This window comes from Arthrobacter sp. GQ119 (assembly GCF_059759125.1).
In genome coordinates this window covers 1-24,726 of the sequence record NZ_JCAXEA010000031.1, presented here as the reverse complement: position 1 = coordinate 24,726, position 24,726 = coordinate 1, and the positions used below count along the sequence as shown (strand labels likewise).

At 61.5% G+C, this 24,726-nt stretch carries 21 protein-coding genes and 1 pseudogene; 10 read left to right on the top strand and 12 right to left on the bottom strand.

All coding sequences use genetic code 11. The features are described from left to right. Nucleotides 1-463: 463 nt before the first annotated feature. The 6 genes from AC6CH3_RS21395 (at nt 464) to AC6CH3_RS21370 (ending at nt 7,583) form a co-directional block, all read left to right on the top strand. Nucleotides 464-1,840, top strand: coding sequence for a sugar ABC transporter substrate-binding protein (locus tag AC6CH3_RS21395; RefSeq protein ID WP_498134336.1), 1,377 nt, complete (start codon nt 464-466; stop codon nt 1,838-1,840). 2 nt (nt 1,841-1,842) lie between these two features. Then, nucleotides 1,843-3,363, top strand: a complete 1,521-nt coding sequence (locus AC6CH3_RS21390) for a sugar ABC transporter ATP-binding protein (protein ID WP_498134335.1) — start codon at nt 1,843-1,845, stop codon at nt 3,361-3,363. Between the two features lie 18 nt (nt 3,364-3,381). Then, the gene (locus tag AC6CH3_RS21385; protein WP_498134334.1) at nt 3,382-4,422 is read left to right on the top strand and encodes an ABC transporter permease; all 1,041 of its coding nucleotides are present in this window, start codon (nt 3,382-3,384) and stop codon (nt 4,420-4,422) included. A gap of 78 nt (nt 4,423-4,500) precedes the next feature. Beyond that, on the top strand, nt 4,501-6,063 hold the full coding sequence (locus tag AC6CH3_RS21380; protein WP_498134333.1) for an FGGY-family carbohydrate kinase: 1,563 nt from the start codon (nt 4,501-4,503) through the stop codon (nt 6,061-6,063). Between the two features lie 118 nt (nt 6,064-6,181). Beyond that, on the top strand, nt 6,182-6,949 hold the full coding sequence (locus tag AC6CH3_RS21375; protein ID WP_498134332.1) for an SDR family oxidoreductase: 768 nt from the start codon (nt 6,182-6,184) through the stop codon (nt 6,947-6,949). 181 nt (nt 6,950-7,130) lie between these two features. Then, nucleotides 7,131-7,583, top strand: coding sequence for a 6,7-dimethyl-8-ribityllumazine synthase (locus AC6CH3_RS21370; protein ID WP_498134331.1), 453 nt, complete (start codon nt 7,131-7,133; stop codon nt 7,581-7,583). 334 nt (nt 7,584-7,917) lie between these two features. Here AC6CH3_RS21370 and AC6CH3_RS21365 read toward each other — a convergent pair whose 3' ends face one another. From AC6CH3_RS21365 to AC6CH3_RS21335, 7 genes and pseudogenes are all read right to left on the bottom strand, one after another. Next, entirely contained in the window at nt 7,918-8,484 is a 567-nt protein-coding gene (locus tag AC6CH3_RS21365; protein ID WP_498134330.1) for a recombinase family protein, read from the bottom strand. A gap of 252 nt (nt 8,485-8,736) precedes the next feature. Next, nucleotides 8,737-9,102 carry a GH36 C-terminal domain-containing protein gene (locus tag AC6CH3_RS21360; RefSeq protein ID WP_498134361.1) on the bottom strand — a complete coding sequence of 122 codons (366 nt, stop codon included), beginning with the start codon at nt 9,100-9,102 and terminating at the stop codon, nt 8,737-8,739. 51 nt (nt 9,103-9,153) lie between these two features. Beyond that, nucleotides 9,154-10,977, bottom strand: a pseudogene (locus AC6CH3_RS21355) (alpha-galactosidase); the annotation flags it as partial. Nucleotides 10,978-11,019: 42 nt separating this feature from the next. Beyond that, nucleotides 11,020-11,997 (bottom strand): family 43 glycosylhydrolase, encoded by a 978-nt coding sequence (locus AC6CH3_RS21350; protein WP_498134329.1) that lies wholly within the window; start codon nt 11,995-11,997, stop codon nt 11,020-11,022. 57 nt (nt 11,998-12,054) lie between these two features. Beyond that, complete coding sequence (locus AC6CH3_RS21345; protein ID WP_498134328.1) at nt 12,055-12,936, bottom strand: carbohydrate ABC transporter permease; 882 nt, start codon at nt 12,934-12,936, stop codon at nt 12,055-12,057. Next, entirely contained in the window at nt 12,936-13,901 is a 966-nt protein-coding gene (locus AC6CH3_RS21340) for a carbohydrate ABC transporter permease (RefSeq protein WP_498134327.1), read from the bottom strand. Before AC6CH3_RS21340 ends, AC6CH3_RS21345 begins: the two co-directional genes overlap by 1 nt. A 73-nt stretch (nt 13,902-13,974) precedes the next feature. Continuing rightward, nucleotides 13,975-15,327 carry an extracellular solute-binding protein gene (locus tag AC6CH3_RS21335; protein WP_498134326.1) on the bottom strand — a complete coding sequence of 451 codons (1,353 nt, stop codon included), beginning with the start codon at nt 15,325-15,327 and terminating at the stop codon, nt 13,975-13,977. Between the two features lie 232 nt (nt 15,328-15,559). On the opposite strand from AC6CH3_RS21335, the gene AC6CH3_RS21330 reads away from it, so the two are divergent. Continuing rightward, nucleotides 15,560-16,576 carry a LacI family DNA-binding transcriptional regulator gene (locus AC6CH3_RS21330; protein ID WP_498134325.1) on the top strand — a complete coding sequence of 339 codons (1,017 nt, stop codon included), beginning with the start codon at nt 15,560-15,562 and terminating at the stop codon, nt 16,574-16,576. Between the two features lie 475 nt (nt 16,577-17,051). Here the strand turns inward: AC6CH3_RS21330 and AC6CH3_RS21325 are convergent, their stop codons facing one another. The 5 genes from AC6CH3_RS21325 to AC6CH3_RS21305 all read right to left on the bottom strand — a co-directional run bounded on the left by AC6CH3_RS21325 (nt 17,052) and on the right by AC6CH3_RS21305 (nt 21,503). Further along, complete coding sequence (locus AC6CH3_RS21325) at nt 17,052-17,594, bottom strand: gluconokinase (protein WP_498134324.1); 543 nt, start codon at nt 17,592-17,594, stop codon at nt 17,052-17,054. Continuing rightward, on the bottom strand, nt 17,591-18,373 hold the full coding sequence (locus AC6CH3_RS21320) for an IclR family transcriptional regulator (RefSeq protein ID WP_498134323.1): 783 nt from the start codon (nt 18,371-18,373) through the stop codon (nt 17,591-17,593). The genes AC6CH3_RS21325 and AC6CH3_RS21320 overlap by 4 nt, the downstream gene beginning before the upstream one ends. Before the next feature lie 158 nt (nt 18,374-18,531). Further along, nucleotides 18,532-19,413 (bottom strand): carbohydrate ABC transporter permease, encoded by an 882-nt coding sequence (locus AC6CH3_RS21315; RefSeq protein WP_498134322.1) that lies wholly within the window; start codon nt 19,411-19,413, stop codon nt 18,532-18,534. Further along, a complete protein-coding gene (locus AC6CH3_RS21310) occupies nt 19,410-20,315 on the bottom strand; it encodes a carbohydrate ABC transporter permease (RefSeq protein WP_498134321.1) in 906 nt (301 codons plus the stop codon). The genes AC6CH3_RS21315 and AC6CH3_RS21310 overlap by 4 nt, the downstream gene beginning before the upstream one ends. A gap of 3 nt (nt 20,316-20,318) precedes the next feature. Next, nucleotides 20,319-21,503: an extracellular solute-binding protein gene (locus tag AC6CH3_RS21305; RefSeq protein WP_498134320.1), complete on the bottom strand. Its 1,185-nt coding sequence runs from the start codon at nt 21,501-21,503 to the stop codon at nt 20,319-20,321. A gap of 359 nt (nt 21,504-21,862) precedes the next feature. On the opposite strand from AC6CH3_RS21305, the gene AC6CH3_RS21300 reads away from it, so the two are divergent. Genes AC6CH3_RS21300 through AC6CH3_RS21290 form a run of 3 tightly spaced genes read left to right on the top strand, consistent with a single transcriptional unit; the run spans nt 21,863 to nt 24,462 of the window. After that, a complete protein-coding gene (locus AC6CH3_RS21300; RefSeq protein WP_498134319.1) occupies nt 21,863-23,236 on the top strand; it encodes an MFS transporter in 1,374 nt (457 codons plus the stop codon). A gap of 42 nt (nt 23,237-23,278) precedes the next feature. Beyond that, a complete protein-coding gene (locus AC6CH3_RS21295; RefSeq protein WP_498134318.1) occupies nt 23,279-24,040 on the top strand; it encodes an SDR family NAD(P)-dependent oxidoreductase in 762 nt (253 codons plus the stop codon). After that, nucleotides 24,037-24,462 (top strand): RbsD/FucU domain-containing protein, encoded by a 426-nt coding sequence (locus tag AC6CH3_RS21290; protein WP_498134317.1) that lies wholly within the window; start codon nt 24,037-24,039, stop codon nt 24,460-24,462. Before AC6CH3_RS21295 ends, AC6CH3_RS21290 begins: the two co-directional genes overlap by 4 nt. Nucleotides 24,463-24,726: the final 264 nt, after the last annotated feature.

Here is a 24,726-nt window from a genome sequence, read left to right as displayed (position 1 = left end):
GCAGGGGCACGCTTGCGAGCCAGTAGACCGCGCAGCCCTAGGCCTCTCTACACTGCTGCCCATAATGGCACCCGCACCTACCTGTGTCCGCCGGCAATCTCCCTAAGCCTGGCACCTTTGATGGCACAGAAACATCGGTAAGCCGACCGCCAAGGTCTTATCTTCCAGTCCTCGCTGTCCGCGCGGCCAACCCAAGATCTCCGGCCTCCCTGGCACACACAGGTACATACCCCAGCTGGCGGCGCTCCGCTTGAAAATCGGCAAGATGCATTGCCTCCTGCTCCCGGTCAAGGCCAGCTCCGTTGACATATGTGACTCATGACACTAGCCTAGATCTCACATAAGTGATTCCTCTCACAAATGTGATTTCGCTTTAGTCCCGATGAAACCCCAGCCCAACGAGGGGCCACGTTTCATGGCGACTGGATCCCGACAAACTTCTTATGAAACGTGAGTATCAACGATGAATCCACAGAACTTTGAAGACGGCACCAATGCGCGGCTCCTTGCCCGCTTGAACCAGCAGACCGACGTCCGACGCCGCCAGTTCCTCAAAGGCCTTGGCATGGGCGCGGTGGCCCTGGGTGCCGGCGGCGCCTTGGCGGGATGCAGTGATCCGCTGGGATCGGGTGCCGGCGGCACCACCGGCGCAGGAGGGGCCGGGGGAGTGGCCCTCGCCTCAGTCCCCACGTTGACCAATGAGTACTTCACAATGTGGAAAGCCGGAGGCACAGAAGCAGCACAGGCCCTGGGTCTGACCTACCGGATGCAGAGCTATGAGGGCTCCGCCTCAGCGCAGATTGACCAGCTTCGCTCGGCCAAGGCTGCGGGGGCAACCCAGGTTGTGACCTTCCCGATCAATAATGATGCCGTGCGGCAGATGGGTGAAATCCTTGCCGGCCAAAACATCCACTTGGCGACGTCCTTCGCCGCGACGCCCTGGATGGTCCCGTCCGAACCCGGTTACAAGGACATGTACTCCACCCTGTTCACGCCGCGTGAAGTTCTGGGCCAGAAGGCTTTGAGTGAAGCGGTCTTCAAGGCAATCGGCGGCAAGGGAAACGTCGTGTACATTCAGGGCGCCCCCACCAACCGGACCTCCAACGCCCGGGAGAAGGGCTTCGACATGGCCGTCGCGAACTTCCCGGGGATCAACGTGCTGGCAAAGCAGGACGGCAAGGAAACAGGTCAGGACACCCGCCCGGTCGTCCAAACAATGCTTTCCCGCTTCAACAACATCGATGCCATCATCTGCCACAACTCCTCCGAAGCTCTCGGCGCCGTATCCGTCCTCGAGGAAAAGGGCAATGACCACATCAAGGTGGGCGGGACAGACGAGCAGATCGCGATCCTGGACAAGCTGATCCAGGGGCCAAACGTCGTGGCAGTGCAATCCATCTTTGGAACGTGGCTCGGCGGGTACATGATCGTCCGCAACTACGACCTGGCAAACGGCGTCGAGCTGGATCCGGTCGAGCGAATGATCTTCCAGGACTCCCTGATCATTGATACGAAGGAATCTGCCCAGGAGTACAAGAAGATCGCCACGTCTCCGACGACCGGCTTCGACTGGAAAAAGATGTCCCGCCACCTTCACCCTGATGACTGGGACACGCAGGTAGCCTTGGCACCGGTGGATCCGGTCAAGTTCTTCACCGAAGATCTCGACACCCCTCAGCCAGCGGGGTTCAAGTTCCCCGACGCGCTCAAAGCCTCGCTCGACTCCGGGGCAGTGAAGAAATTCACGGACCTGTACGCGCAGCATACACAGAACAACCCCTATGCCACGGCCGTCAAGCTCACCACTACGGGGGCCACGGTCTTCGGAACGAAGTTCTAATAATGGCGACGAACAACTCCTTGCTGGAAATCAAAGACCTGACCAAGGCCTTCAAGGGAGTCAAGGCGCTGGACTCGGTGTCCTTTGACCTTCGGCTTGGCGAAGTCGTCGGTCTCGCCGGGCACAACGGTGCCGGCAAATCCACACTGCTGAACATTCTGTCGGGCGTTTTCACAGCCGATTCCGGATCAATGTCCCTCGCGGGAAAGAACTACCGGCCAACGTCATATTCGGGGGCGACTGAAGCAGGTGTATTCCGCATCTATCAAGAGCTGTCCGTCATCGACAACCTCACGGTCGCGGAAAACCTCACACTCGGCACGGAGAAATACATCCGCAAATTTGGCCTGCTCACCCCGAAGCGTACGACGGCGACGGCGGCTGATTTCCTGGACGATGTCGGACTCGGAGACCTCGACGCCAAGAAGCGCGTCGAGCAGCTGACAATGGCCGAACGGCAGCTCGTCGAAATCGCCAAGGCGCTCTACATGGCACGGCTGGCAAAGATCGAAAAGCCCGTCTTGCTGCTGGATGAACCGACCAGCGGCCTCACCCAGACCCAGGTCGACTTCCTCGAGGGCCATATCAATCAGCTTCGCAGCCAGATGGGCATCATCCTCACCACCCACCGGGGCAGCGAGCTTCTGGAATGGAGCGACCGGGTGGTGGTTCTGCGCGACGGGCGGGTGGTCGGGGAACCGGACCCGCGCACGACGTCAGCTGAGGAACTTGGCCAGCTCATGGTCGGCGAAGCGGAGGTCACCCGGCACGCCCGCAGGGATGTCCGTGCGGAGCAGGGAAAGCCGGTGCTGGAGCTCCGGGACCTCGTGCTTCCCAGCCTTGCAGAACCCGTGAACCTGGTTCTGCAACCGGGGGAGGTCGTTGCACTCATCGGAGAATCCGAGGAAAAGACGCAGATCGCCCGGTGCATATCGGGGCTGCTGAAACCATCGTCAGGAGAAGTCCTGGTTAACGGGACAAAGGTTCGGCCAGCCGTTAAGGGCGCCCTTGAGGCCGGCGTGAGGTTTGTTCCCGCGGACCGGGGAGGGGAAGGGCTCTCGCTCCTTCACTCCGTTCAGGACAATCTGGCCCTGGGCGCCATGGCTGCCGAGCGCCGCCAGGACCTGGCTCGCAAACCAAAGGCCGAGAAGGCCTTCGCACAAGACCTCGTTTCCAAGTACGGGGTGAAAGTTGCCGGCCTGGAACAGGCCTCGGGGTCGCTGTCCGGCGGCAACCAGCAGAAGCTCCTTGTAGCCCGCGCCATGTCCGACGCGGCGCAGGTCATTGTGTTGGACAAACCGACGCGCGGCATCGACGTCCACGCAAAATCCGAGATTTTCCGCCTCATCCTGGAAGCGTCCGATCGGGGGGTTTCCGTCCTCGTCGCCAGCGACGAACCGGAAGAACTTATGCCGATCTGCGACCGGCTCATCGCTTTCCGCAATGGAAAGGTCAGCGCAGAATTCAATTGCCGGTCCGGAGCAGAACCCACGCTGACCGAACTTGCAGCAGCAACCTCATAGTTTCAAGGGAGAATCATCATGAGTTCAGAACCACTGGCAGCCCAAAAGCCGCCCACCAGCACCGGCAGCCCGCGAAAGGGGCCAATCCCCGGGCTGAACGGTCCGAAGGCCATGTCCGCCTACATGAACCGTGACCGGCTTCAGACGCTGCTGCTGTTCGCGGCCCTGCTCATACTGCCGGTCGTCTTTGCCTCCATGAATCCGCAGTACCTCTCACCGGGCAACCTGGACAGCATGATGCGTCAGGCCTCCGTGCTGCTACTCGTCGTCGCTGCCGGAACCGCTCCGATCCTCCTCGGGTCGATCGACCTGTCGGTAGGCGCAATCGTGTCCCTGTGTGCGGTGTCGGCCGCATTGCTGGCCCAGTCCATGGGACAGGCGGCCGTGTTTCTTGTGCTGCCGCTTGGTTTGCTCATCGGACTGTTTAATGGCGTGATCTGCTCCTACATCAAGCTCCCCTCATTCCTCGTGACATTGGGAACGTCCTTCGCCTTTGGCGGCATCGCTCTCCTGCTATCCGGAGGCTTTCCCGTCCAGCTGATCAGCGGTCCCCTTAACGCTGCCTTCCAGCGCAGCCTCTTCGGTATCTTCCCCCTGCCCCTGGTGTACGCCGTCATCCTCTGGCTGCTGCTGATCGTCTTCCTCAGGCGCACCGCGACCGGCCGCTTCATTTATGCAATCGGCGGGAACGAACGTGCCGCGAAGGTATGCGGCGTTAATGTCCCCTGGGTGAAGTCTTTGGCCTTCGCTGCCAGCGGCCTGTGCTGTGCCCTGGCCGGAGTGCTCGTACTCTTCTCGACCACCGCTGCCACCCCTGATATCGGAAACTCCTTCCTCCTGCCCTCCATCGCCGCTATCGTCATGGGCGGCACTCCACTCTCCGGCGGGCAGGGCGGTGCGGCACGAGGCCTCATCGGTACCCTGATCCTGGTGGAGCTGACCAACGGAATGCTGATCATCGGCCTGCCCCCCGCGGCACAGCAGATCGTTCAGGGACTCGTGGTCATCCTCGCGGTTCTCCTGACCTTCGACCGCCGTGGCGTCTCAGTAGTTAAATAACGGCACCGCAGGCCCGATTACACTACAGCGACGGGCTCAATGCAGACTCACGCTGTACCGCAACTAGGAGAGAATCAGATGGCCACTCGGCTACTTGGGATAGATTTCGGCACAGGCGGCGCCAAAGCCTGCATCATCGATGATCAGGGCGAAGTCCTCGCGTACGCGTTCCGCGAATACCCCATCTTCCACCCCCGTCCGGGATGGTCCGAACACGACCCGGAAACCTACTGGCGCGTGACGTGCGAGATGATTCAGCAGGTGCTGCGGGACACCCAGTGCCTTCCCCAGGAAATCGAGGGAATCGCCGTGTCCAGCGCGCTGCCCTCAATGGTGCTGGTGGATTCCCAGGGCCGCCCCGTAGCCCCTGCCATGAATCTCATGGACCGCCGCGCCCTGGAAGAAGTCAACGTCATCAGGAACGTGGTCGGAGAGTCCGCTATCGAAGACGTGACGGCCAACCGCATCGAGGACCACCCCAACCTGGTCAACCTGTTCTGGTATCAGCGGAACAAGCCGCAGATCTATGCCAAGGTCTACAAGGCCCTGACCATCGACGGCTTCATCGTCTCCCGGCTCACGGGCGAGTTCACGCTCAACACCAGCTCCGCCGTTTTCTACGGAGTAGCCTTCGACATCCGCAAGGGCGTGTTCCACAACGAGATCCTGGAAAAGCTCCACATCGACCCGGAAATCCTGCCGCGTCTTTGCGACAGCACCGACGTCGTAGGAAGCATCACGATGGAGGCGGCAGGGGCCACCGGCCTCCACGCCGGCACCCGCGTCGTCGGGGGACAGGTCGACTGCAATGCCGGCTGGATCGCCGGCGGAGCGGTCGAACCCGGTGACATGCAGCTGAACCTCGGGACGAGCGGCGTCCTCGGGGTCGTGCACCAGAACATGGACTACCTCAGCTCCCAGGACGGTCTGCGGATGGTAAACATCCCCTACACCACCTCACCGCGGGACACCTTCTCAGCAGTAGCGGTCACCACCACCGGCGGCCAGGCCCTCCGGTACCTCCGCGACACTTTCGGTGAAGGCGAGGCTGACGTTGAACGTCTGCTGAAGGTCAGTTCCTATGACCTGATCACGCTTCAGGCCCGTGACGTGCCCCCGGGCAGCGAAGGGCTCCTGGTATTGCCCTACCTGATGGGTGAACGGTCTCCGATCTGGGACACCTCCGCCCGCGCAGTCATGTTCGGGCTCTCACTCCATCATCACCGCGGCCACGTTTTCCGGGCCTTTATGGAAGGCGTCGCCTATGCACTCTTTGACTCCTTCTCGGTGCTCCAACGAACAGGGCTGAAGATCAACCACCCGCTCATCTTCAATGAGGGCGGGGCGAAAAGCGAGGTCTGGCGCCGTATCATCACCGACGTCTTCGGCATCCCCACGGCAATGCTTAAGGGTCGCACCGGTGCCCCCCTCGGGGACGCCATTCTGGCCGGCGTCGGTGTGGGCGTCTTCGACGACTTCAAGGTCGCCAAGGAATGGTGCACCTATCGCGAGCATCTTGAGCCCGACCAGCAGAACCACGAGATGTACATGGAGTATTTCCAGCTGTACAAAGACATCTACGCAAATGTGCAGGGCAACTTCCAAGACCTCCAATCAATCGTCCGCCGCCACCAAACCTGACCGGCACCGGCAGTCTTCGACCTGCTGCCAACCACCAGTCTCTACTGCACGGGCATTGGTCCGTCGCGAACACCGTCCCGCCGGGAAACACCCGACCCCTTCAAGGAGGAGAACCACAGTGAGTGCCCCAAAGTTCACGCTGGAAAACAAGACAGCCGTCGTCACCGGAGCAAGCAGCGGCATCGGCCGGGCAATCGCCCTGGCCATCGCTGAACTGGGAGCCGCAGTTGGCTGCGTCGACCTGCCCGGCAGCGACCTGGAAGGCGTCACCGCCGAGATTAAGAACTCCGGAGGTCGCGCCGCGTACTTCGCAGCCGACGTCACCCAGCCTGAGGACATGATCAATGCCGTCGCCAGCATCGAACAGGAACTCGGAGCAATCTCGCTGGCAGTCAACGCCGCAGGCATCGCCAACGCAGCCCCCGCAGAAGACATGCCGCTGGCACAGTGGCAGAAGGTTCTGGACGTCGACCTGACCGGGGTATTCCTGTCCTGCCAGGCAGAAGGCAACGCCATGCTCCGCAACGGCGGCGGATCCATCGTGAACATCGCCTCGATGTCCGCCACCATAGCGAACAGAGGACTGCTCCAAGCCCACTACAACACCGCCAAGGCAGGCGTCGTCCACCTGGGCAAGAGCCTGGCCTGGGAGTGGGCGTCCCGGGGCATCAGGGTGAACAGCGTCAGCCCCGGATACACCAACACGCCCATGACCAAGCGCCCGGAGCAGGCCAGCGCCATGGCCGGCTACGCCCAAGACACCCCTCTGGGCAGAAACGCGGAACCCGAAGACATCGCCGGGCCCGTCGCGTTCCTCCTCAGCGACGCGGCATCCTTTGTGACCGGAGTCGACCTGCTGGTCGACGGTGGTTTCGTCATCTGGTGAGTCCTGCGTCAGTGTAAAGTCTCCGGGCTTTTCGTGAGGCAACCTCCCCCAGCGACCTACACGACCACCGGCGAAGTTGTCGGGTAACTCCTGGCAAGGAAAAGGTAACGCCGAAAACTGCGGTCCAAGGTGGCGGGGCGCTCGGGCCGCCAGTATCCACAAGAAAAGAAAGGAACTTGCCTTGTCACCTCTCGCCACTTCCTCCTTCCGGGTAGCGATGGTTTGTGCCCGATGGCATGCCGACATCGTTGATCGTTCGGTCGACAGCTTCCAGACGCGACTCAAGGAACTCGGCATCGTCAACGTGGATGTTCACCAAGTGCCCGGGGCCTTTGAAATTCCGCTACTCGTTCGACGGCTCGCAGCGTCGGGCCGATACGACGGTGTCGCAACCTCTGCCCTGGTGGTTGACGGAGGTATTTATCGCCACGAATTTGTCGCACAAAGCGTTGTGGACGCCCTCATGAGAGTGCAGTTGGAAACGGACGTGCCAGTATTTTCCGGTGTCCTAACTCCTCACCATTTTCACGAGCACGAAGAGCATCGCAACCAGTTTTCCCAGCATTTCGTGACCAAGGGCAAGGAGCTGGCAGACGCTCTCGCCTCAACTCTCGCAACATTGGCGTCTTTGTAGGTCCAACCCTTCTGTCCTGCTCGGCGGCATCACTGCAGGCTAAGGATCAACCGTCGCCTACCCGGCCGGCGCCCCAACTCGTCCAGTCGTTCCTCTGCCCAGGGCGAAAATGACGACTGGTTCCGGCAACAGACTCTGAGCTTGGGGCAAACGGAACTCGTCATGCGTCTGGCTGGGTTGCTGCGGTCGAAGGCGGCCTCGCCCCTTGCGAAACCGGCCAGAGGGGCGTCAGCCACACTACAGATCTGCCCTCCTAAGAGGAACCTGAGAACGCCAATAAGCGTGATTCCGTCATCCTGCGCCTATTACACCCATGGCTACCCAGCAGGGGGGATTAGGAGAGTTTGGCTTGGCGCAGGTATTGGTAGACCGTCTCCCAGCTGATGCCGCAGTAGTTGGCGAGGACGGCTTTCGGAACCCCGCTGTCGGCACGCTGTACCAGTTCGGCTGCCCGATCCGGGGTGAGGGTCTTTTTCCGCTCTTTGTAGGCGCCGCGCTGCTTGGCCAAGGCGATGCCTTCGCGCTGCCGCTCCCGAATGAGGGAGCGTTCGAACTCTGCGAAAGCGCCCATGACGGAGAGCATGAGGTTGGCCATGGGGGAGTCCTCCCCGGTGAAAACCAGACTCTCTTTGACGAACTCCACCCGCACGCCTTTACGGGTGAGCCCCTGGACCAGGGCACGCAGGTCATCGAGGTTGCGGGCGAGCCGGTCCATGCTGTGCACCACGACGGTGTCCCCGTCACGGGCGAACCGCAGCAGCTCAGTGAGCTCTGGTCTGGTCGTGTCCCTGCCGGAGGCTTTGTCGGTGAAGACCCGATCCAGAACCTGGCCGTCGAGCTGGCGTTTCTCGTTCTGGTCAAGGGTGCTTACGCGCACGTACCCGATCCGCTGTCCAGCCACCGGAGCCTCCAAACCCTCAACCGTCAGATTGAGTTCTATGGTCTTTATTGGAGTTGGTCAAGATACCTGGGCCGCTTGATGTCAGGGTGGCGTGTGGTTCTGTCTGACTGAATATCTAAGGGCGCGTTGAGCAAGGGAGCTGCAGCTGGGATCCGCGGGGGTTTCCGATTCGCAAAGACATTGGGCCATGGAAATGGCAGACGGATGGATGCAGGCAGTTTATGCAGCCCTGACAGTGACGTTGGTGATGGCTCAACCGGTCTTGGTAATGCGGTAGAGAACCACCTGGTCGGGGTGGATCCTGGGGGAGGCGAGACCTACATGTTCCAGGATGCTGCCGGGGAACTCGGAGCCGGGGAAGACCACGTCATCCTGTGTCGTTGCCCGCAGGGACGTAGGTTCTGTGGAGCGGCTGGCGGCTGTTGGCTGGCCCCACCATCCAGGGGGCAGGAGCCCTGAGGGTGTGGCCCCGGGGAAGATGGGTTTTACCCGGTATGTTGCTTCCGGCTCGAGTCCACGGAGTTTCAGGCGCACGGCCGGATCCGGGTACATGCTGTCCAGTGCTGCGGCTGCGAACATTGCCCGCGAACGGTCCCCGCTGACGACGCCGTGAACCATAACCTTTGCATCGTGGGCGTCCATCCGGATAACGTCCCCGCTGAGCAGGAGGTCCCGCTCCTGCTTGTAGAAGGAGATCCATTGGCGCAGGCCCGATAGTTCGTCTGCAGAGGCTTTGGCCAGGTCCCATTCGACTCCGAGGTGTCCAAAGACGGCCGTGCCGGCCCGAAATGCCAGGTCGTGCTGGCGCCCGGTTGTGTGGGAGCGGCCCGAAGCGATGTGGGAGCCCATGTATTCGGGCGGCAGCAGCTGAGTGGTCTAGCGGAGCATGGTTTGCCGGTCGTGCGGGTCGATGTTGTCCGAGACCCAGACGCGGTCCGTGTGTTCCAGAACTCCGAGGTCAACACGGGCGCCGCCCGAGGAACATGATTCGATCTCCAGGTCCGGGTGCAGTGACCTGATTTCCTCCAGCAGCGCGTAGAAGGCGAGTGTTTGGGCGTGGACGCCGGGGCGTCCACCGTCGAGCTGGTTGCCGGCTTCGATGAGGTCGCGGTTGTGGTCCCATTTGATGTAGTCGATCGGGTACTCGGCGAGGATTGCGAGGATCTGTTTTTTGACGTGTTCGTAGGCTTCGGGGATGCCGAGGTTGAGGACCTGCTGGTTGCGGGCTTCGACGGGCCATTCGGTGCGGGCGGCCATGATCCATTCCGGGTGTGCGCGGGCGACGTCACTGTCGGGATTAACCATCTCGGGTTCGAACCAGAGGCCGAATTGCATGCCGAGGGCGTGGACGTAGTCCACCAGGGGGTGGAGCCCGCCTGGCCATACGTCGGGGGAGACCACCCAGTCGCCCAATCCGGAGGTGTCATCCCGGCGTGACCCAAACCATCCGTCGTCGAGCACGTAGCGTTCGACGCCGACGGCGGCGGCTCGCTTGGCCAGGTCGATGAGTTTGTCCGCGTCGTGTTCGAAGTAAACGGCTTCCCAGACGTTGAGGGTGACTGGCCGCTGGGCGGAGAGCTGTCGCTGGCGGCCGCGGACATGGGCGTGGAACCGGTGGGCGACCCCGTCGAGTCCGACCCCGTGGGAGGCGTAGATCCAGGGGCTTTCGTAGCTGTCATTTTTGCCGAGCAGGACTTCGCCGGGCAGGAGCAGCTCCCCGCCGCCGAGGAGTTGCTCGCCGCTGAAGACCCGTTCGGCGTAGTGCTGGTGGTTTCCGCTCCAGGCTGTGTGGACGGCCCAGACGTCACCGGTGCCGAATCCGAATCCGGGGGTTCCGGCGTGCAGGATGTAGGCGCTGTCGGCCCCGGTACGGCCTTTGCGGTTCTCCCTCAGGTGGGTTCCGGTCCGTAGCGTGCCCCGCTGCGGGATCCGCTCGTAGTTGTGGTTGCCGGCGAAGTCCAGCAGCTCTGTGGCTTCCGGGGGGATAGGGAAGGACAGGGCGAGATCTTCGAGGGTGTAGTTCTCTTCGGAGAGGTTCGTCAGTTGTGCGCGGCTGCGCAGCAGCCCGCACGGCAGCAGTTCCAGTGTCAGGTCGAGGCGCAGCCGTTCGGCGTCGTCGAGGGCGGCCACTTTGAGGAGGCCGGGGCCGGAGGAGGTGAATCCCGAGAGGGCGGTGCCGTCGAGCGTCACTGTGTGGGTGCTGAACTTGGGGGACCATCCGATGCCTGCGAAGGAGCCCTTTAGCCCGGGCCGGCCTGTCCAGCCGCTGTGCTGGCCGGGCAGCAGGGACGGCCGGGGCGGCAGGTCAACGGTGTTCGATCCGGTGACGGGGACGCTGGCCGCAATCAGGGCTTCGGCTTGGCTGGCGGTCAGAACCGGCAGCTCGGGCCCCCAGTGAACGATGGCGGGCAGCTGGCCGGCTGTTGCGTCTATCAGCACGGTGACGCCGGCGGCGGTCAGTTGCAGGATCGCGTCCTGGCTCTCGGTGGGCATGGAACTCCTCATGGGTTGGTGCGGTCGATCCCAGTTACGGGCTTATGTCTTTTGGTGGTGCTTTTGTGCCGGGACGGGGGCGAGGCCGGCGCGTTCCATGTCCCAGTGGACGGGGATGGGATCAGAGATGATGCCGTCGAAGGAGCCGTCGCTGTTGGCGTCGTGGCAGGCCATCATGACCCAACGGCCTTCGCGGTCCTGCAGAAGGCGTCCGCTGTAGAGCGGTGCTGTGGTGACGACGGCCGCGGAGGCGACATCGTACGGTCCGCTGGTTTTGTCTGTTTCCCTGCTCCAGATCCCGCCGCCGCCGAAGCCTTCCGCCTTCGTGGCCGCCAGCGTGTCCACGCCGCACGAGAATAAGAGGACGGTTCGATCGTCAATGACGGCGACCTGGGGGACTTCGAGGTGCCCGAAGCCGGCACCTGGCCGGCTCAGGGGCGGCCTGACGTCCCAGCTTTCCAGGTCGGGGGAGACGGCGTGCGCGATGACGCCGCGGTTGTCTGTATCGCCGTTGTTGGCCCTGGCGGTGATCAGCATGTGCCACCCGTTGCCGTCCGGGTCGGCGAACACCCATGGGTCCCGCCATGCCTCTTCCGGCCAGGTCGAGTCGCCGTATTTTTCGTACCAGCGCCGGTCGGCTTCGATGACGGTGCCCGGGTTTTTGGTCCAGGTGTGGAGGTCGGGGGAGGTTGCGACGCCGATGGCCTCGATGTTGTGTGTTTCGTAAAAGCGGGCGCCGGTGTAGAACATCCGCCAGATTCCGTCGGGGCCTTGGAGCACGCTCCCGGTCCAGGTGGAGGTTGCGTCGAAGGCATCAGGGTCATCGGGCTGCAGGACGACGCCGTGCGAGACCCAGTTGGTCAGATCCCGTGAGGTGGCGTGCCCGATCTGGGCATTGCGGTGCCGCAGGGCCGGGTCGCCCAAGCATTTAGGCGCGTGGAGGTAGTACATGTGGAACGTGGAGCCGTCGTCGGCCAGCCAGAAGTCCCACACCCAGGAGTCTTTGAGACGGAAAACCAATTCATTACCTATCTGATGATGGCCGCCCGTTCGGGCGGGGTTGTTTAGGGGGAAGCGTTAGCCCTTGACGGCGGAGCTGCTGATGCTGGCGACGAACCAGCGCTGGAAGATCAGGAAGACTGCCAGGACCGGGACGATGAACATTGTTCCGAAGGCCAGGACCTGGCCCCATTCGGGTGGCTGCTGGTTTTGGAAGATGCTGATGGCCAGCGGGAGGGGCCGGACGGTGGGGTCTGAGACCATGAGGACCGGCCACAGATATGATCCCCATTGGGCCAGGAAGGTCAGGATCGCCACGGTGGCGAATGCCGGTTTAGTGATGGGCACCACGACCTGGAAAAACGTCCGGAACGGCCCGGCTCCGTCCAGGCGTGCCGCCTCTTCGATCTCAGCGGGTACGTCGAGGAAAAAGGTATAGAACAGGAAGATCGAGAACGCGCTGGCAATGAACGGGATGGCCTGGATGACGATGGTGTCCCGCTGGCCGGAGAACATGTAATACAGAGGTAGGGCCACGGCCTCGAACGGAATGATCGTCAGGATAATGACGGCCAGGAACAGGACCTTCTTGCCCCGCCACTGCATGCGGGCGAAAGAATAGGCGGCCATCGAGTTCACGATCAGGCTGCCGGCAACCACCGCGGTGGTGACGATGATGGAGACGGCCGCGAACTGCCCGAAGTATCCGGTGGCATCGGAGCTGAGGTGGTCGAACACGTCGGTGTAGTTGTCGAAGGACAGGTTCGTTGGAACGAAGCCGCTCAGGCCGCTGAGGACCTCGGCGGAGGGGCGGAAGCTTCCGACGATCAGGTAATAGACCGGCAGGAAGAAGAACAGCGAAACCGCGGTCAGGATCAGGTAGTGCAGGGCGGTCTGCCAGCGCCGGGTGCGCTTCATGCTTCCGCGCCGGTTTCGTAGAACGGTCTTGGACATCGTCATCAGATGCCTCCTCGCTGGCGCGCTGCCGCGCGTTGAATGATGGCGATCACGGTGATGATCAGCATGAAGATTACGGTCATGGCGGCGGCCTGCCCGACGTTGTTGTTGTCGAACCCGGTGTTGATGATCTGGGTCATCACGGTCTCGGTCGAACCGCGGTCAACGCTTCCGGAACGGCTCAGCAGATAGACCTGGTCGAAGAGCCGGAAGGAGAAGATCGTGGTGATCAAGGCGACGAAGATCAGCGTGTTCCTGATGCCCGGCACTGTCACGTTCATGAACTGGTCCCACTTGTTGGCACGGTCCAGGGAGGCCGCTTCGTAGAGTTCGGTCGGCACGCTTTGCAGCGCCGCGAGGACAATGATCATCTGGAAGCTCACGCTCTGCCAGATCGACATGACGATGATTGATCCCAGTGCCGTGGCGGGATCGCCGAGCCAGTCGTGGCTGGTCAGAGTGCCGCCGCTGAAGAGTCCCAGAATGGCGTTCAGGAGTCCCTCATCGCCCCGCGAGTAGATGAGCCGCCAGATCACGGCTGTCAGGGCCAGCGGGAACACCAGGGGCATAAAGATGAAAGTCCGGAAGATCACCATGCCGCGGAGCTTTCGGTTCACGAGCACGGCCAAGGCCAGTGCAAGGACCGTCTGCAGCGGTACGACGATGAGTGCGAAGGTGAAGTTGTTCAGCAGTGCGTTGCCGAAGGCTGCGGCCAGGTCAGGGTCGCTGAACAGGCGGCTGTACTGTTCGAAGCCGACGAATCGGGCCGGGCGCGGGCTGTTGAGCTGCACACGGTAGAAGGAAAGCACAATTGCGAGCACGAACGGTGCGACCAGGAAGATGGCCAGGCCCAGCAGGGCGGGGCTGGCGAAGAGCGGGCCTGAGAATCGGTGTCCGGTAAGACTGGCGGAGGACCGTCGCCTTGCCGGAGCCGCGGGGATCTGGACCTGTTGGGTTTGGGTAGTCATGATGGAGGCTTTCGCTGGGAGCGAGTCCGGAGCCGTCCGGCCGCCGTGTTGCGGCCGGACGATTATCGGAGGTCTATTTCCTGTATCCGTCGTTGTCGGCGAAGTTCTGGTCGATCGCGCGGGCGGCAGCACTCAGGGCTTCCTTGGCGTCCTTGCCTGCATAGATCGCGGCCTCGGCTTTTCCTACCTGGTCCGTGACGATGGGGTAGCCGGCGGTGACGGGGCGTGTGACGCTGACGCAGGTGTCATTGATCTGGTCCTCGGCGCCGCAGGCCTTGCTCAGCTGATCTCCCAGGAGCTGCAGCTGCTTTCCCGGGCCGTAGAGCGCCGATGCGGCCAGTGCCGTCTTGGTGGCAGGCGGGGCGCCGTTGGCATCGGTGTAGATGCGTACGCTCTCGTCGGTCATCAGGAAGTCGAGGAATTTCCCGGCGGCGGAGCCGTTCTTGGTGGTGGCGCCCATGCCCCAGGCGAAGGTTCCGGATGTGGTCTTGGTGCCCTTGCCGAAGTTCGGCAGGGGGATGGAGACCAGGTTGCTGCCGAGGGTCTTGTAGGTCGGGTAGGTCCAGTGCCCCACCCAGCTCAGCGCGACCCGCCCGCTGGGAAACGCCTGTCCGTCAGCATTGGGATCGGTGTACTTTTTCCAGCTGGCGAACTTTGTCAGGGATTTGACGTTGGATTCGGAGTCCAGCGCTCCGGATGCCTTGTTGTCCTTGAGCATGGTGCCGCCGCCGGACCAGATGACCGGACCGGCAGAGCAGCAGGTGCCCCATTCACCGGCGAACCCGTACTGTTCTGAAAGATCCAGGGGTTTTCCGCCCGGCACCACGGTGGCTAGCTTGTCCAGGACGCCGGTGAATTCATCAGCCGTCCATGCCTCTTCAGGGGTGGTCGGGTAGGTAACACCAGCGGCGTCCAGGAGCTTCTTGTTGCCCCATAGCGCAAGGCCGGCATTCATCATGCCGACGCCGTGCACGGCACCATCGACGGTGTTCTGCCCCTTGATGGAGTCGGTCTGGTTGGACAGTGTCGCGTCGGACACGGAGCCTGCCAGCGGGGCCATCTTGCCGTTGTAAACGAAGCTGGCCAAGGTGGGTCCGTCGAAATTGAGGACATCGGGCAGGTCACCGGGTGCAGCAGAGTTCACGGCCTTGGTGTACTGGTCGGAGGGGAAGAGCTTGAGATTGACCTTGATTTTGTCCTGCGAGGTTTCGAAGTTCGATGTGATCTTCTTCAACGCGTTGTTCTCGGCCGCCTGACCGTCAACGGCCCAAACATTAATCGAGCCTTCACCGGACCCCGCTTCAACGGTGCCGCCGGTGTTTCCTGTTCCCGGTCCGCCGCACGCGGTCAGTGCCGCGGCGGCGATGGAGACAGCGGAAGCGGCGGTAAGGAACCGCCTCCCGCTGGTTGGTTTTGGAGTGGTCATCATCATTGATCCCTTCGGAGGATGTGGAGTTTTGCGGAAGCGTTCGGAATGCTTGAATGCCTTCAGGCGGGGAACATGAGGAGGGTCACTCCCCGTCGGCTCGAGGTCGAGTCTACGCGGGTAGACTTTTTCCTGCAAGCTTTCCATGCAGCCTTTATTTCTACGCTGAAATGCAAAGCTTCGATGATCCACCCGGGTAGACTAGGTGCACATGGAGAAGGAGGTGGCCTGGATGGCAAGTCTGCAGGCGCAGGCCGGAGCGGGAAAAGTAACTCGGACCGATGTCGCCCGTTACGCAGGAGTGAGCACGGCCGTCGTCAGCTACGTCATCAACGGTGGCCCCAAGCCGGTTGCGGCTGCCACTGCAGCCAGGGTGCGCGAAGCCATCAAAGTGCTTCAATACCAGCCCAATGCGACCGCCCGGGCCCTGACTATCGGTTCCTCACGGCTGCTGGGGATGATTGTCCCGGACAGCACCAACCCCTACTTCGCCGAGCTGACCGACACCATCGCGCAGGCTGCTGCCACACGCGGCTACGCACTCCTAGCCGCCAACTCCCGAACCGACGCCGAAACCGAGCGGCGAAACACCCTCAATTTTGTCTCACGACAGGTCGACGCGATCATCCTCGCGACAGTACTGAGCCCGAGTGAAGTGGCCGCCTTCCCGGTCCAGGGAATACCCCGGGTTCTCATTGATCAGTCCAGCGCCGTGCATGGTGTGCCCACCATCAGTACCGATTTTGAACAGGGAGCTGTCATTGGCGTGCGGCACCTGATCGGCCACGGCCACAAGGACATTGGCGTCCTGGTCGGCAAGGACATTGATCCGTCCCGTGTTGACCCCAGACACAATGGTTGGAGGAAGGCACTCCAGGAGGCAGGGCTTCCCGAGGGGCCAGCGGAGTACACCGACTTCACCAGGCAGGGTGGCTACGAAGCCACCCGCCGGCTACTGGAACGACCAGAGCGGCCCACGGCTATTTTCGCGAGTTCCGATCTGCTGGCAGTGGGCGCCCTGCGCGCCATCCACGAAGCGGGCCTCTCCATACCCGAAGACGTCGCCGTTGTCTCGTTCGACGGAACCTCCGAATCGGAATTCAGTTGGCCTCAGCTCACGACCGTAAGACAACCCATCGACCAGATTGCCGAGGCGGTCGTCCAGGCAGCCCTCTCCCCTAAAGACTCAAACAGCATCGTCCAACTCCTCCCCACTGAGCTTGTCATCCGGCGGTCCTGCGGCTGCTGACGTTACACGCGGCGAGCACGTTCCCGCCGCAAGGGCAGAGACCTCACCCCAGTTTTGACCTGGCGCAGCTACCCTGAGGTCGGCTGCGCCCCGCTAGAAGCCCTGTCCGCGAAGCCCGGATAAGAGCGCCTGGCCCTCGAGCTGGCGTTTCCCGTTCTCGTCCAACGTACTCACCCGCACGTACCCGATCCGCTGTCCAGCACCGGCGCCTCCAACCCTCATCCTGTCCAGGTTGCCTTCTGTGCCCGCTCCAAAAGAAGGTCAAGATCATCCGCCGCGCCTGTCAGGTTGGGGTGTACTTCAGTTGGGCTGAATCTCTGAGCCCTTTCCCAGATTCTGGTTGCGATTTTCCGAAGTTGTCTCAACCGAATGTCAGAAGTTGTATGCACGGAACATCAAGAACTGAGTTTCATATGCGTCCAACGTCAGGTGTGGCGCAATTGGCGTATCGGGTTTCGGTTGCTGTCCGCACAGTTTAGATAGCGAAGGTTCCGTTCTTTCCGTCAGTCAGCCAATGGGCCGCAGCCGCGGCGATAACGGCGGGCGGTTCTGAGATGTCAAGGTCCGTGCCGTTCTCATCAGCATCGAGCTGTTCAATGGTGTCGAGCTGTGACTGAAGCAGCGTTATGGGCATGAAATGTTCTGCGCGGTGGGACATTCTGGCGTGTAACACGTCTCGGCTTCCGGTCAGATGTATGAAGACGGTATCCGGTGCTTCCTGCCTGATGATGTCGCGGTATGACCTTTTCAGTGCGCTGCATGCGACGACGACGGGTCCTTGTGCAGAATTCAGACGGGAACCGATTTGGCGGAGCCATGGCCCGCGGTCTGCGTCGGTGAGGGCTTGGCCCGCTGCCATTTTTTCGATGTTAGCTGTCGGGTGAAGGTCATCGCCGTCTAGGAAGTCAGCGCGGAGGATTTCCGCGAGCATGTGGCCGACGATGCTTTTTCCGCTCCCGGAGACTCCCATGGTGACGACGCGGATTTTTTCCGCCACTGGTGACGTCCGTGCGGTCATCCTGTTGCCTTTGCCCATGATGATACGGTCTCGCCTTTGGGCTTCCAGCCGAGTTCGAGGGAGATGGACATTGTTGTTGCCAGAAGGTCCGGGACGCTTCGTCGGAGTTCTTCCAGGCCGGTCTTCTCTCGGAAGGTTGTGATTGATATCGCACCTGCCACGCGGTCTGCGTGATCCCATACGGGTGCGGCAATGCAGTTCGAGACGATGTCGAACTCGCCATTGTCCTCAGCCCACCCTCGTGCGCGGACAGTCTCGAGGCGCTTCACGAATTCTGTCCTGGACGTGATGGAATTCGGCGTCCGTTGTTCGAAGGTGGCGTTGTCCAGAATGGTTTCGCGGCGTTGGTCATCGATGAACGCGAGTATGGCTTTGCTGACTCCGGCGGTGTGGATGACTACAAATCCACCGATCCTGGTGTTCAGGCTGATGGCTTGTTCGGGTTCGACCTTATCGACGTAGACAATGCGGTTGGCTTCCGGGACCGCGAACTGAACGGTGTGGCCGAGGTGTTCGCTGAGCCGGACGATGTGGGGGTGGACGACTGACCGGAGATCGAACTGTTCCAGGGCGGACTGTGCCAGGCCGGCGAGCCTGAAGCCGACGCCGAAATAGCCGCGTTCATCGGTCCGCACGAAGCCCGCTTCGATCATGGTCTGCAGGATTCTGGACGCTGTGGTGCGGTGGACGCCGAGGTCGGCGGCGATGTCTTTCAGGGTCCGCGGGTGTTCACTGCAATACTCCAGAATCTGGATAGCGCGGGCTACCGTCTGCGACATGGCTTTGCTCGATCCTGTGGTTTTGATGGTCGACTCGTGACTACCGCTCAGCAACTGATCCGGCCTTCTCAGTTTAGACACCCGGTCGGTGAGCGGCCGTGGTGTCGCTTGGCTTTGTCAGGGTGCCGGCGGCATATGGCCGCCGGCACCCTCCCTTCTTATTTCATGCCGCTCATGGCGACTCCGCGGACCAGGTAGCGCTGCAGGGTAATGAAAAGCACGATGGTGGGGATCATACTAATCATGGTCGCTGCGTTGATGAGGTTCCATTGGTTGAACTCGGAACCGGCGAAGTTCACCAGTCCGACGGTGACGGTGTACATGTTCTCGTCCTGGGCGATCAGCATGGGCCACAGGAAGGTGTTCCAGGTAAACATGAACTTGATAATGACGAAAACGACGATCGCTGGTGCCACCATGGGGGTGATCACGCGGGTGAGGATCTTGAACTCCCGCGCGCCGTCCATGCGGGCGGCCTCGACGTAGCTGTAGGGGATTCCCTCCATAAACTGCCGCAGCAGGTAGACCCCGAGGACCGTGAACAGGTCAGGGAACGCCATGCCGATGTAGGTGTTGTTCAAGCCGGCTCCGGAGACCATGAGGAACATGGGGATCACCAGCGCCTCTTGAGGGACCATGAACAGCGCCAGAACCAGCAGGAAGATTGGCTCCTTGAAACGGAACTGGTAATAGGCGAAGGCATAGGCGGCCAGCAGCGCTATGGCGAGACTGGTGAGGATTCCGATTCCCGTGACCAGGAACGAGTTGGCCATGTAGCGGCCAAAGTCGTACTGGGCGAAGAGCTGCACGTAGTTGTTGAAGTTGAAGAAGTTCTCAGGAAGCCACTTCACGGGAAGCTGCAGGATCTCGTCCGGCCGCTTCAGTGAGGACAGGGCAACCCAGGCCAGCGGCACCAGCAGGGCGCAGCCGCCCAGGATGAGTGCTGTCTTGATCAGCAGTGCGCCCCAGCGGAAGCGGGGACCGCGGAGAACAGCCTGCTGGGCTCTGGCCTTCTCCGGGCGGGTTGTCGTGATGGTCATTCCGATATGTCCCTTGTGAAGAGTTTCCGGATCAGGCCGGTAACGACGAGCAGGAAAACGAACAGGAAGATCACGTAGACGGCGGCTTCTCCCCACCTGTCGGCGCGGAACGCGAGTTCGTAGATTTCCATCACGATTGAGCGGGTGGACCCAACAGGGCCTCCCTTTGTGGCCACGAACGGCAGCTCGAAAAGCTTGATCGCGTTCATGACTTCCACGCTGATCACGAGCACGAGCTGGCGGTTCAACAGCGGCAAGGTGATGGACCAGAACATCTTCAGCGGGCCTGCTCCGTCGATCCGGGCAGCTTCGTAGTAGGAACGGTCGATAGCCTGCAGCCCTGCGAGCAGGATGATCACGTTGAATCCCAGCCGTGCCCACACGTACATGATGGCGAGGGAGGGTATTGCCTGGGATTCGTCGGTCAGCCAGGGCTGAGGTCCGATGCCGAAGATTCCGAGGATGTCATTAGCCAGGCCGTATGCGGGGTTGAAGATCCACAACCAGACGAAGGCGACAGCAGTCAGCGACGCCACGACCGGGGCGAAGTACAGGGCCCGGATGAACCCGGTCACTTTCGTGATGAGCAGGGTGTTAAAGCCCAGCGCGACCACGAGGGAGAGAACCACGCCGATCGGAACCGCCAGCACGGTGAAGTACATGGTGTTTCCGGCGGCATTGAGAAACCGTTCGCTGCCAAGGACTTTGATGTAGTTCTCGAGTCCGTTGAACTCTTTGCGGCCCACCGCCGACCAGTCAAAGAAGCTGATAAGGATGTTGTAGCCGAGGGGGATGATGAACAGCACCAGGACGAAGAACAGTGCCGGGGCGAGGAAGGTGTAGGCGCGCCGGGTGTGCAGCGAGCTGTTCAGGCCCTTTGGCCTGAGGGCAGGAGCGTTCACCGGCTACCGTCCGCGTTCCAGGAGTTCGTCGACCTGCGAAATGACCCCGTCCAGGGTCTTCTGGACGTCGGCGCCCTGAAGGCAAGCCTCGATGGCGCTGCCGACGGTAATCGCAATCTGGTTTGTGTAGGGTGCGTTGTATACCGGCCCGGGGCCTTCTGCCATTTGCTTTTTTACTGCCTGGTAGTCCGTGCGTGCGGTGACGTACGGGTCGGAGAAGTTTTCGGTCCATACGGGCAGGTAGCCTTCGAGCTTCGCCAGCTCACGGTCGGTCGAGGGGTTCGAAACGGTTCTCATCCATTCCCAGGCGAGGTCCTTGTTGTTGGAGCGGTCATTGACCATCCATGCCCAGTTGAACAGCAGGGATACCTTGGGGTATCCCTTGGGGCCCTCGGGGTAGGGCACCACGGCGAACTTCACGCCGGGGGCGTTTTGTTTCAGCCATCCCTCGTACCAGCCTTCACGAAGTGTCATGGAAGACGCGCCTTGGGCGAAGGTGTCATCGGGGCTTCCGAGTTCCAGGCTGGAGACGCGGTCCTTCTTCACGAGGTCCTGCATGAACCGGATGCCGGCCACGGTCCCTTCTCCGTTGAGGTAACCGGCGGCCGTGCTGTGGTCTTCGGCGTAAAGCCTGCCGCCGAAGGCATGGATGTAGGGCAAGCCCTTGTCGGCGATACCTGTCGGGTTTCCGGAGTAACGGAGCGAGAGTCCGTTCCGGACGATCTTCTCACCGTCCTTCTTGACGAGCTTGGCGGCGTACTGCCGAAGCTCCTCGAAAGATTTAGGCGGGGAATCGGGGTTCAGGCCGGCCGCGGCGTAGTGGTCCACGTTGTAATACAGCTGCATGCCCAGATCGGTGCTCACGGGATACCCCGCCCATTTGCCCTCGACTTTGAAATTGTCCCGGGTGACGCTGTTGAGCTTCTCCTCCCACGATTCCTGGAGGTCGTCCGGGGCGACGGCCGCCACTCCGAGCCCGCCTCCGTAATAGGAGACCTGGCCCATGAAGATATCCGGCGCGTCCGAGGAACTACTAAACCCTGCCGTGTACCGGGCCTCGTACTGTCCGTACGGAATGTCGACATACTCGACCTGGACCTTCGGGTACTTCTCCTTGAACGCCTGAACCCTGGCGTCATAGAACTTCGTCGTCTTACGCCAGTTGTCCTGGGGGTTCCAAACCTTCAAGGTGGCCTCTCGGTCGCCTGAAGGAGCCTGTGAAGAGCAACCCGCCAACCCTGCCGCTGCCAGCGATCCGGTGGCAAGCACCAAAAAACTACGTCTGCGCATCACGCGATCTTCCTTGATCTCTTCGTTGTTCCAAAGTGCAGTGCAACATATGCACGCTATGTGCAAGAAACATAGAACGCCTCGGCCCTACTGTCAACGAAAAGTCCTAAATATCCCCATTGAGGGCGCATGGGGAAGAGGTTGGCGAGTAAGAACTTGCACATGCTGTGCATATGTTGCACTCTAGTCATAACGGATTTGATGTGTCGCCACGGACGGGTGCGGCGACAACAATGAATTAAGCCAAAGGAGCCTTGATGAAAACGCTAATTTCAGCCCGGCAGCGCCCTGCCCAACCCACTTTCGGAGAGCTCGGCGACCGGACCCTGGCCAAGGTGCGCCGCCGGATCATCCCGGTGATCTGCCTTCTATACTTCATCGCATTTCTGGACCGAAACAACGTTGGTTTCGCGAAACTGACGATGAGCGAAGACATCGGCCTGACCGCCACCGCCTACGGCCTGGGCGCCGGTATTTTCTTCATTGGGTATGCCCTGTTCGAAGTCCCGAGCAATGGCGGCATGTACAGGTTTGGGGCGAGGAAGTGGCTCGCCCGGATCCTGGTCAGCTGGGGCATCTGCGCCACCGCGATGGCGCTGGTCACCGGCGAGACGACGTTCTACGTGATCCGTTTCCTGCTCGGAGCCGCCGAAGCCGGCTTCTTCCCCGCCGTCGTCTTCTACCTCACCCTGTGGTTCCCCGCGGCCCAGCGGGTCACCGTCCTCGGGCTGTTCATTCTCGCGCAGCCAGTCTCCAACGCCATCGGAGCACCCCTCTCGGGATTGCTGCTGAACCTGGACGGGCTGATGGGCCTCCACGGATGGCAGTGGCTGTACATCATCGAAGGCATCCCCGCCATCATCCTGGGATTCATGGCCCCACGGCTGCTGACCGACCGCCCGGAAGAGGCGCACTGGCTCCGCCCGGACGAACGCAACTGGCTGAGCACTACCATGGCCAACGAACTGGCGGAGAAACAGCGCAGCGGATCGCACAGCTTCCTGGACGGGCTGAAAGACCGCCGCGCCCTCGTGTACGCGTTCCTGAACTTTGGCATGGTTTGCGGCATCTACGGCTTTGGTTTGTGGCTCCCCACCGTGGTCGCCGGGCTGGGCAAGCTCGATCCCGCACAAGTGGGCTTCATCGTCGTCATTCCCTACGCGGCCGCAGCGTTCTTCGTCTTCTACTGGAGCCGCCGGTCCGACCGGACCGGCAAACGCGCAGCCCATGCCAGCATTAGCATGCTCATCGCAGCATTCGGGCTGACCGGGGCCGCGTTCCTCCTCCCGGTCAACCCTGTCGCAGCACTGGTATTCCTCACGATCGCCGCCATGGGCGTGTTCTCCGCAACTGCCCCGCTCCTGTCCATGCCATCGGCCGCGTTGGGCGGCGCGGCCGCGGCGGCGGGCCTGGCGCTGGTCAACTCCATCGGAAATGTCGGAGGCTTCGTAGCCCCCTACGCCGTCGGGCTGCTCAATGACGCCACCCACAGCAACCTTGCCGGCCTGCTCTTCCTGGCTGCCTGCCTGGTCATCACAGCCATTGCCACGTTCCTCTACGCACGGAACCGGCCCGAAGGCACAGCCACTCCCAGCGCTGTCGCCGCAGCCGAACTCGCCAAAACCCATTAGTCGCAGCCGGAGAACCGGTTCGCATGAAAGGAACAAATCATCGTGTTTGAACAGTCACTGCGTGGAAAGACCGCTCTGGTTACAGGCGGAGGCACCGGCATCGGTCAAGGCATCGCCCTGGCCCTCGCTAAAGCTGGAGCCAGAGTCGCCATCACCTACAACAGCCACAAACCCGACCAGGATTTCGCCGATGAAGTGGAACGCCACTCCGGACACCCCCTGGCCTCCGTGCAACTGGACGCGACCATCGAAACGGAAGTCCAAAGGACAGTCGAGGCCCTCGGCCGCGATTTTGGACGGCTGGACATTCTTGTCAACAACGTCGGCGGGCTCATCCAGCGATCTGCCATCGGCGAGATGGACTTCAAACTCTGGAAGCAGGTCCTGGCCGTCAACCTGGACAGCACCTTCCTGATGACCCATTTCGCCCTGCCACTGATCAACGGCGGTGGCAGGGTTATCAATGTCGCCTCGTTGGCCGGACGCAACGGTGGACACGCCGGGGCAACAGCGTACGCGACGTCCAAGGCCGCCATCTTTGGCTTCACCCGAGGGCTTTCAAAGGAACTGGCATCATCCGGTATCACCGTCAATGCCCTGGCCCCTGGCTTCATCGAAGCGACACCCTTCCATGACACCTTCACCACTTCCGAGTCCAAAGCCGCCACGGTCGAGACAATCCCGCTCGGAAGGGCCGGAGTTCCGGAAGACGTCGCAGGTGCGGCGTTGTGGCTTGCTTCGGAACATGCGCGATTTGTCACGGGCACCGTTGTGGACATCAACGGCGGACAGTACTTCGCATGATCACCGGACAGCTGACGCATCCACGCATCATCTCTGCGTTGGCCGCCGCTGGCCACGGTGCCACCGTCCTCATCACCGACGGCCACTATTCAGCAGCGACCGCAGTGGGCCCAAACGCACAAACCGTTTACCTGAACCTGCAGGCCGACTTTCCAACAGTGCCCCAGGTCCTGGCTGTCGTCCTGGGCACCGTCCGTGTCGAAAAGCTAACGCGGATCACGCCCTCCGGGGACGCAATGCCATGTCTCGTTCATACAGAAATCGATGACCTAATGCCCGAAGGCACCGAAACGGAGTTCGTTGACCGATTCGAATTCTATGATCTCGCCAGGTCACAGAATCTCGCCTTGTGTGTCGTTACGGGCGATTCACGGCGGTTCGCGAACGCGCTTCTGACCGTGGGTGTACTCCAAAAGAGCTAGAACGCTGAGTGCACGACTGACGCCAATGACCAGGGAAAGGTTTCTCCGTCCGGGCACGCACCAACACTTTCCAGACTCCCTGTCGCTCTGCAGTTATGAGCGACAGGATGACCGTGCCGGTCACAGGTGGTGGCTGCTGTGGCCGGCACGGGTATTTCGCGTGTTCTCCCAATGAAGGCAGCTCCCATGACGGGGTTGCCTCTCCAGTCGGTGTCTCTCTCTTGGTCCAGGACTAACGGAACCCGGCTACACAGAACTGGTGAA

Coding starts and splice junctions, on each gene's coding strand:
- AC6CH3_RS21395 (WP_498134336.1), top strand. CDS start 464: ATGAATCCACAGAACTTTGAAGACGGCACCAATGCGCGGCTCCTTGCC.
- AC6CH3_RS21390 (WP_498134335.1), top strand. CDS start 1,843: ATGGCGACGAACAACTCCTTGCTGGAAATCAAAGACCTGACCAAGGCC.
- AC6CH3_RS21385 (WP_498134334.1), top strand. CDS start 3,382: ATGAGTTCAGAACCACTGGCAGCCCAAAAGCCGCCCACCAGCACCGGC.
- AC6CH3_RS21380 (WP_498134333.1), top strand. CDS start 4,501: ATGGCCACTCGGCTACTTGGGATAGATTTCGGCACAGGCGGCGCCAAA.
- AC6CH3_RS21360 (WP_498134361.1), bottom strand. CDS start 9,102: ATGGTTCACGGCGTCGTCAGCGGGGACCGTTCGCGGGCAATGTTCGCA.
- AC6CH3_RS21345 (WP_498134328.1), bottom strand. CDS start 12,936: ATGACGATGTCCAAGACCGTTCTACGAAACCGGCGCGGAAGCATGAAG.
- AC6CH3_RS21340 (WP_498134327.1), bottom strand. CDS start 13,901: ATGACTACCCAAACCCAACAGGTCCAGATCCCCGCGGCTCCGGCAAGG.
- AC6CH3_RS21335 (WP_498134326.1), bottom strand. CDS start 15,327: ATGACCACTCCAAAACCAACCAGCGGGAGGCGGTTCCTTACCGCCGCT.
- AC6CH3_RS21330 (WP_498134325.1), top strand. CDS start 15,560: ATGGCAAGTCTGCAGGCGCAGGCCGGAGCGGGAAAAGTAACTCGGACC.
- AC6CH3_RS21325 (WP_498134324.1), bottom strand. CDS start 17,594: ATGACCGCACGGACGTCACCAGTGGCGGAAAAAATCCGCGTCGTCACC.
- AC6CH3_RS21320 (WP_498134323.1), bottom strand. CDS start 18,373: ATGTCGCAGACGGTAGCCCGCGCTATCCAGATTCTGGAGTATTGCAGT.
- AC6CH3_RS21315 (WP_498134322.1), bottom strand. CDS start 19,413: ATGACCATCACGACAACCCGCCCGGAGAAGGCCAGAGCCCAGCAGGCT.
- AC6CH3_RS21300 (WP_498134319.1), top strand. CDS start 21,863: ATGAAAACGCTAATTTCAGCCCGGCAGCGCCCTGCCCAACCCACTTTC.
- AC6CH3_RS21290 (WP_498134317.1), top strand. CDS start 24,037: ATGATCACCGGACAGCTGACGCATCCACGCATCATCTCTGCGTTGGCC.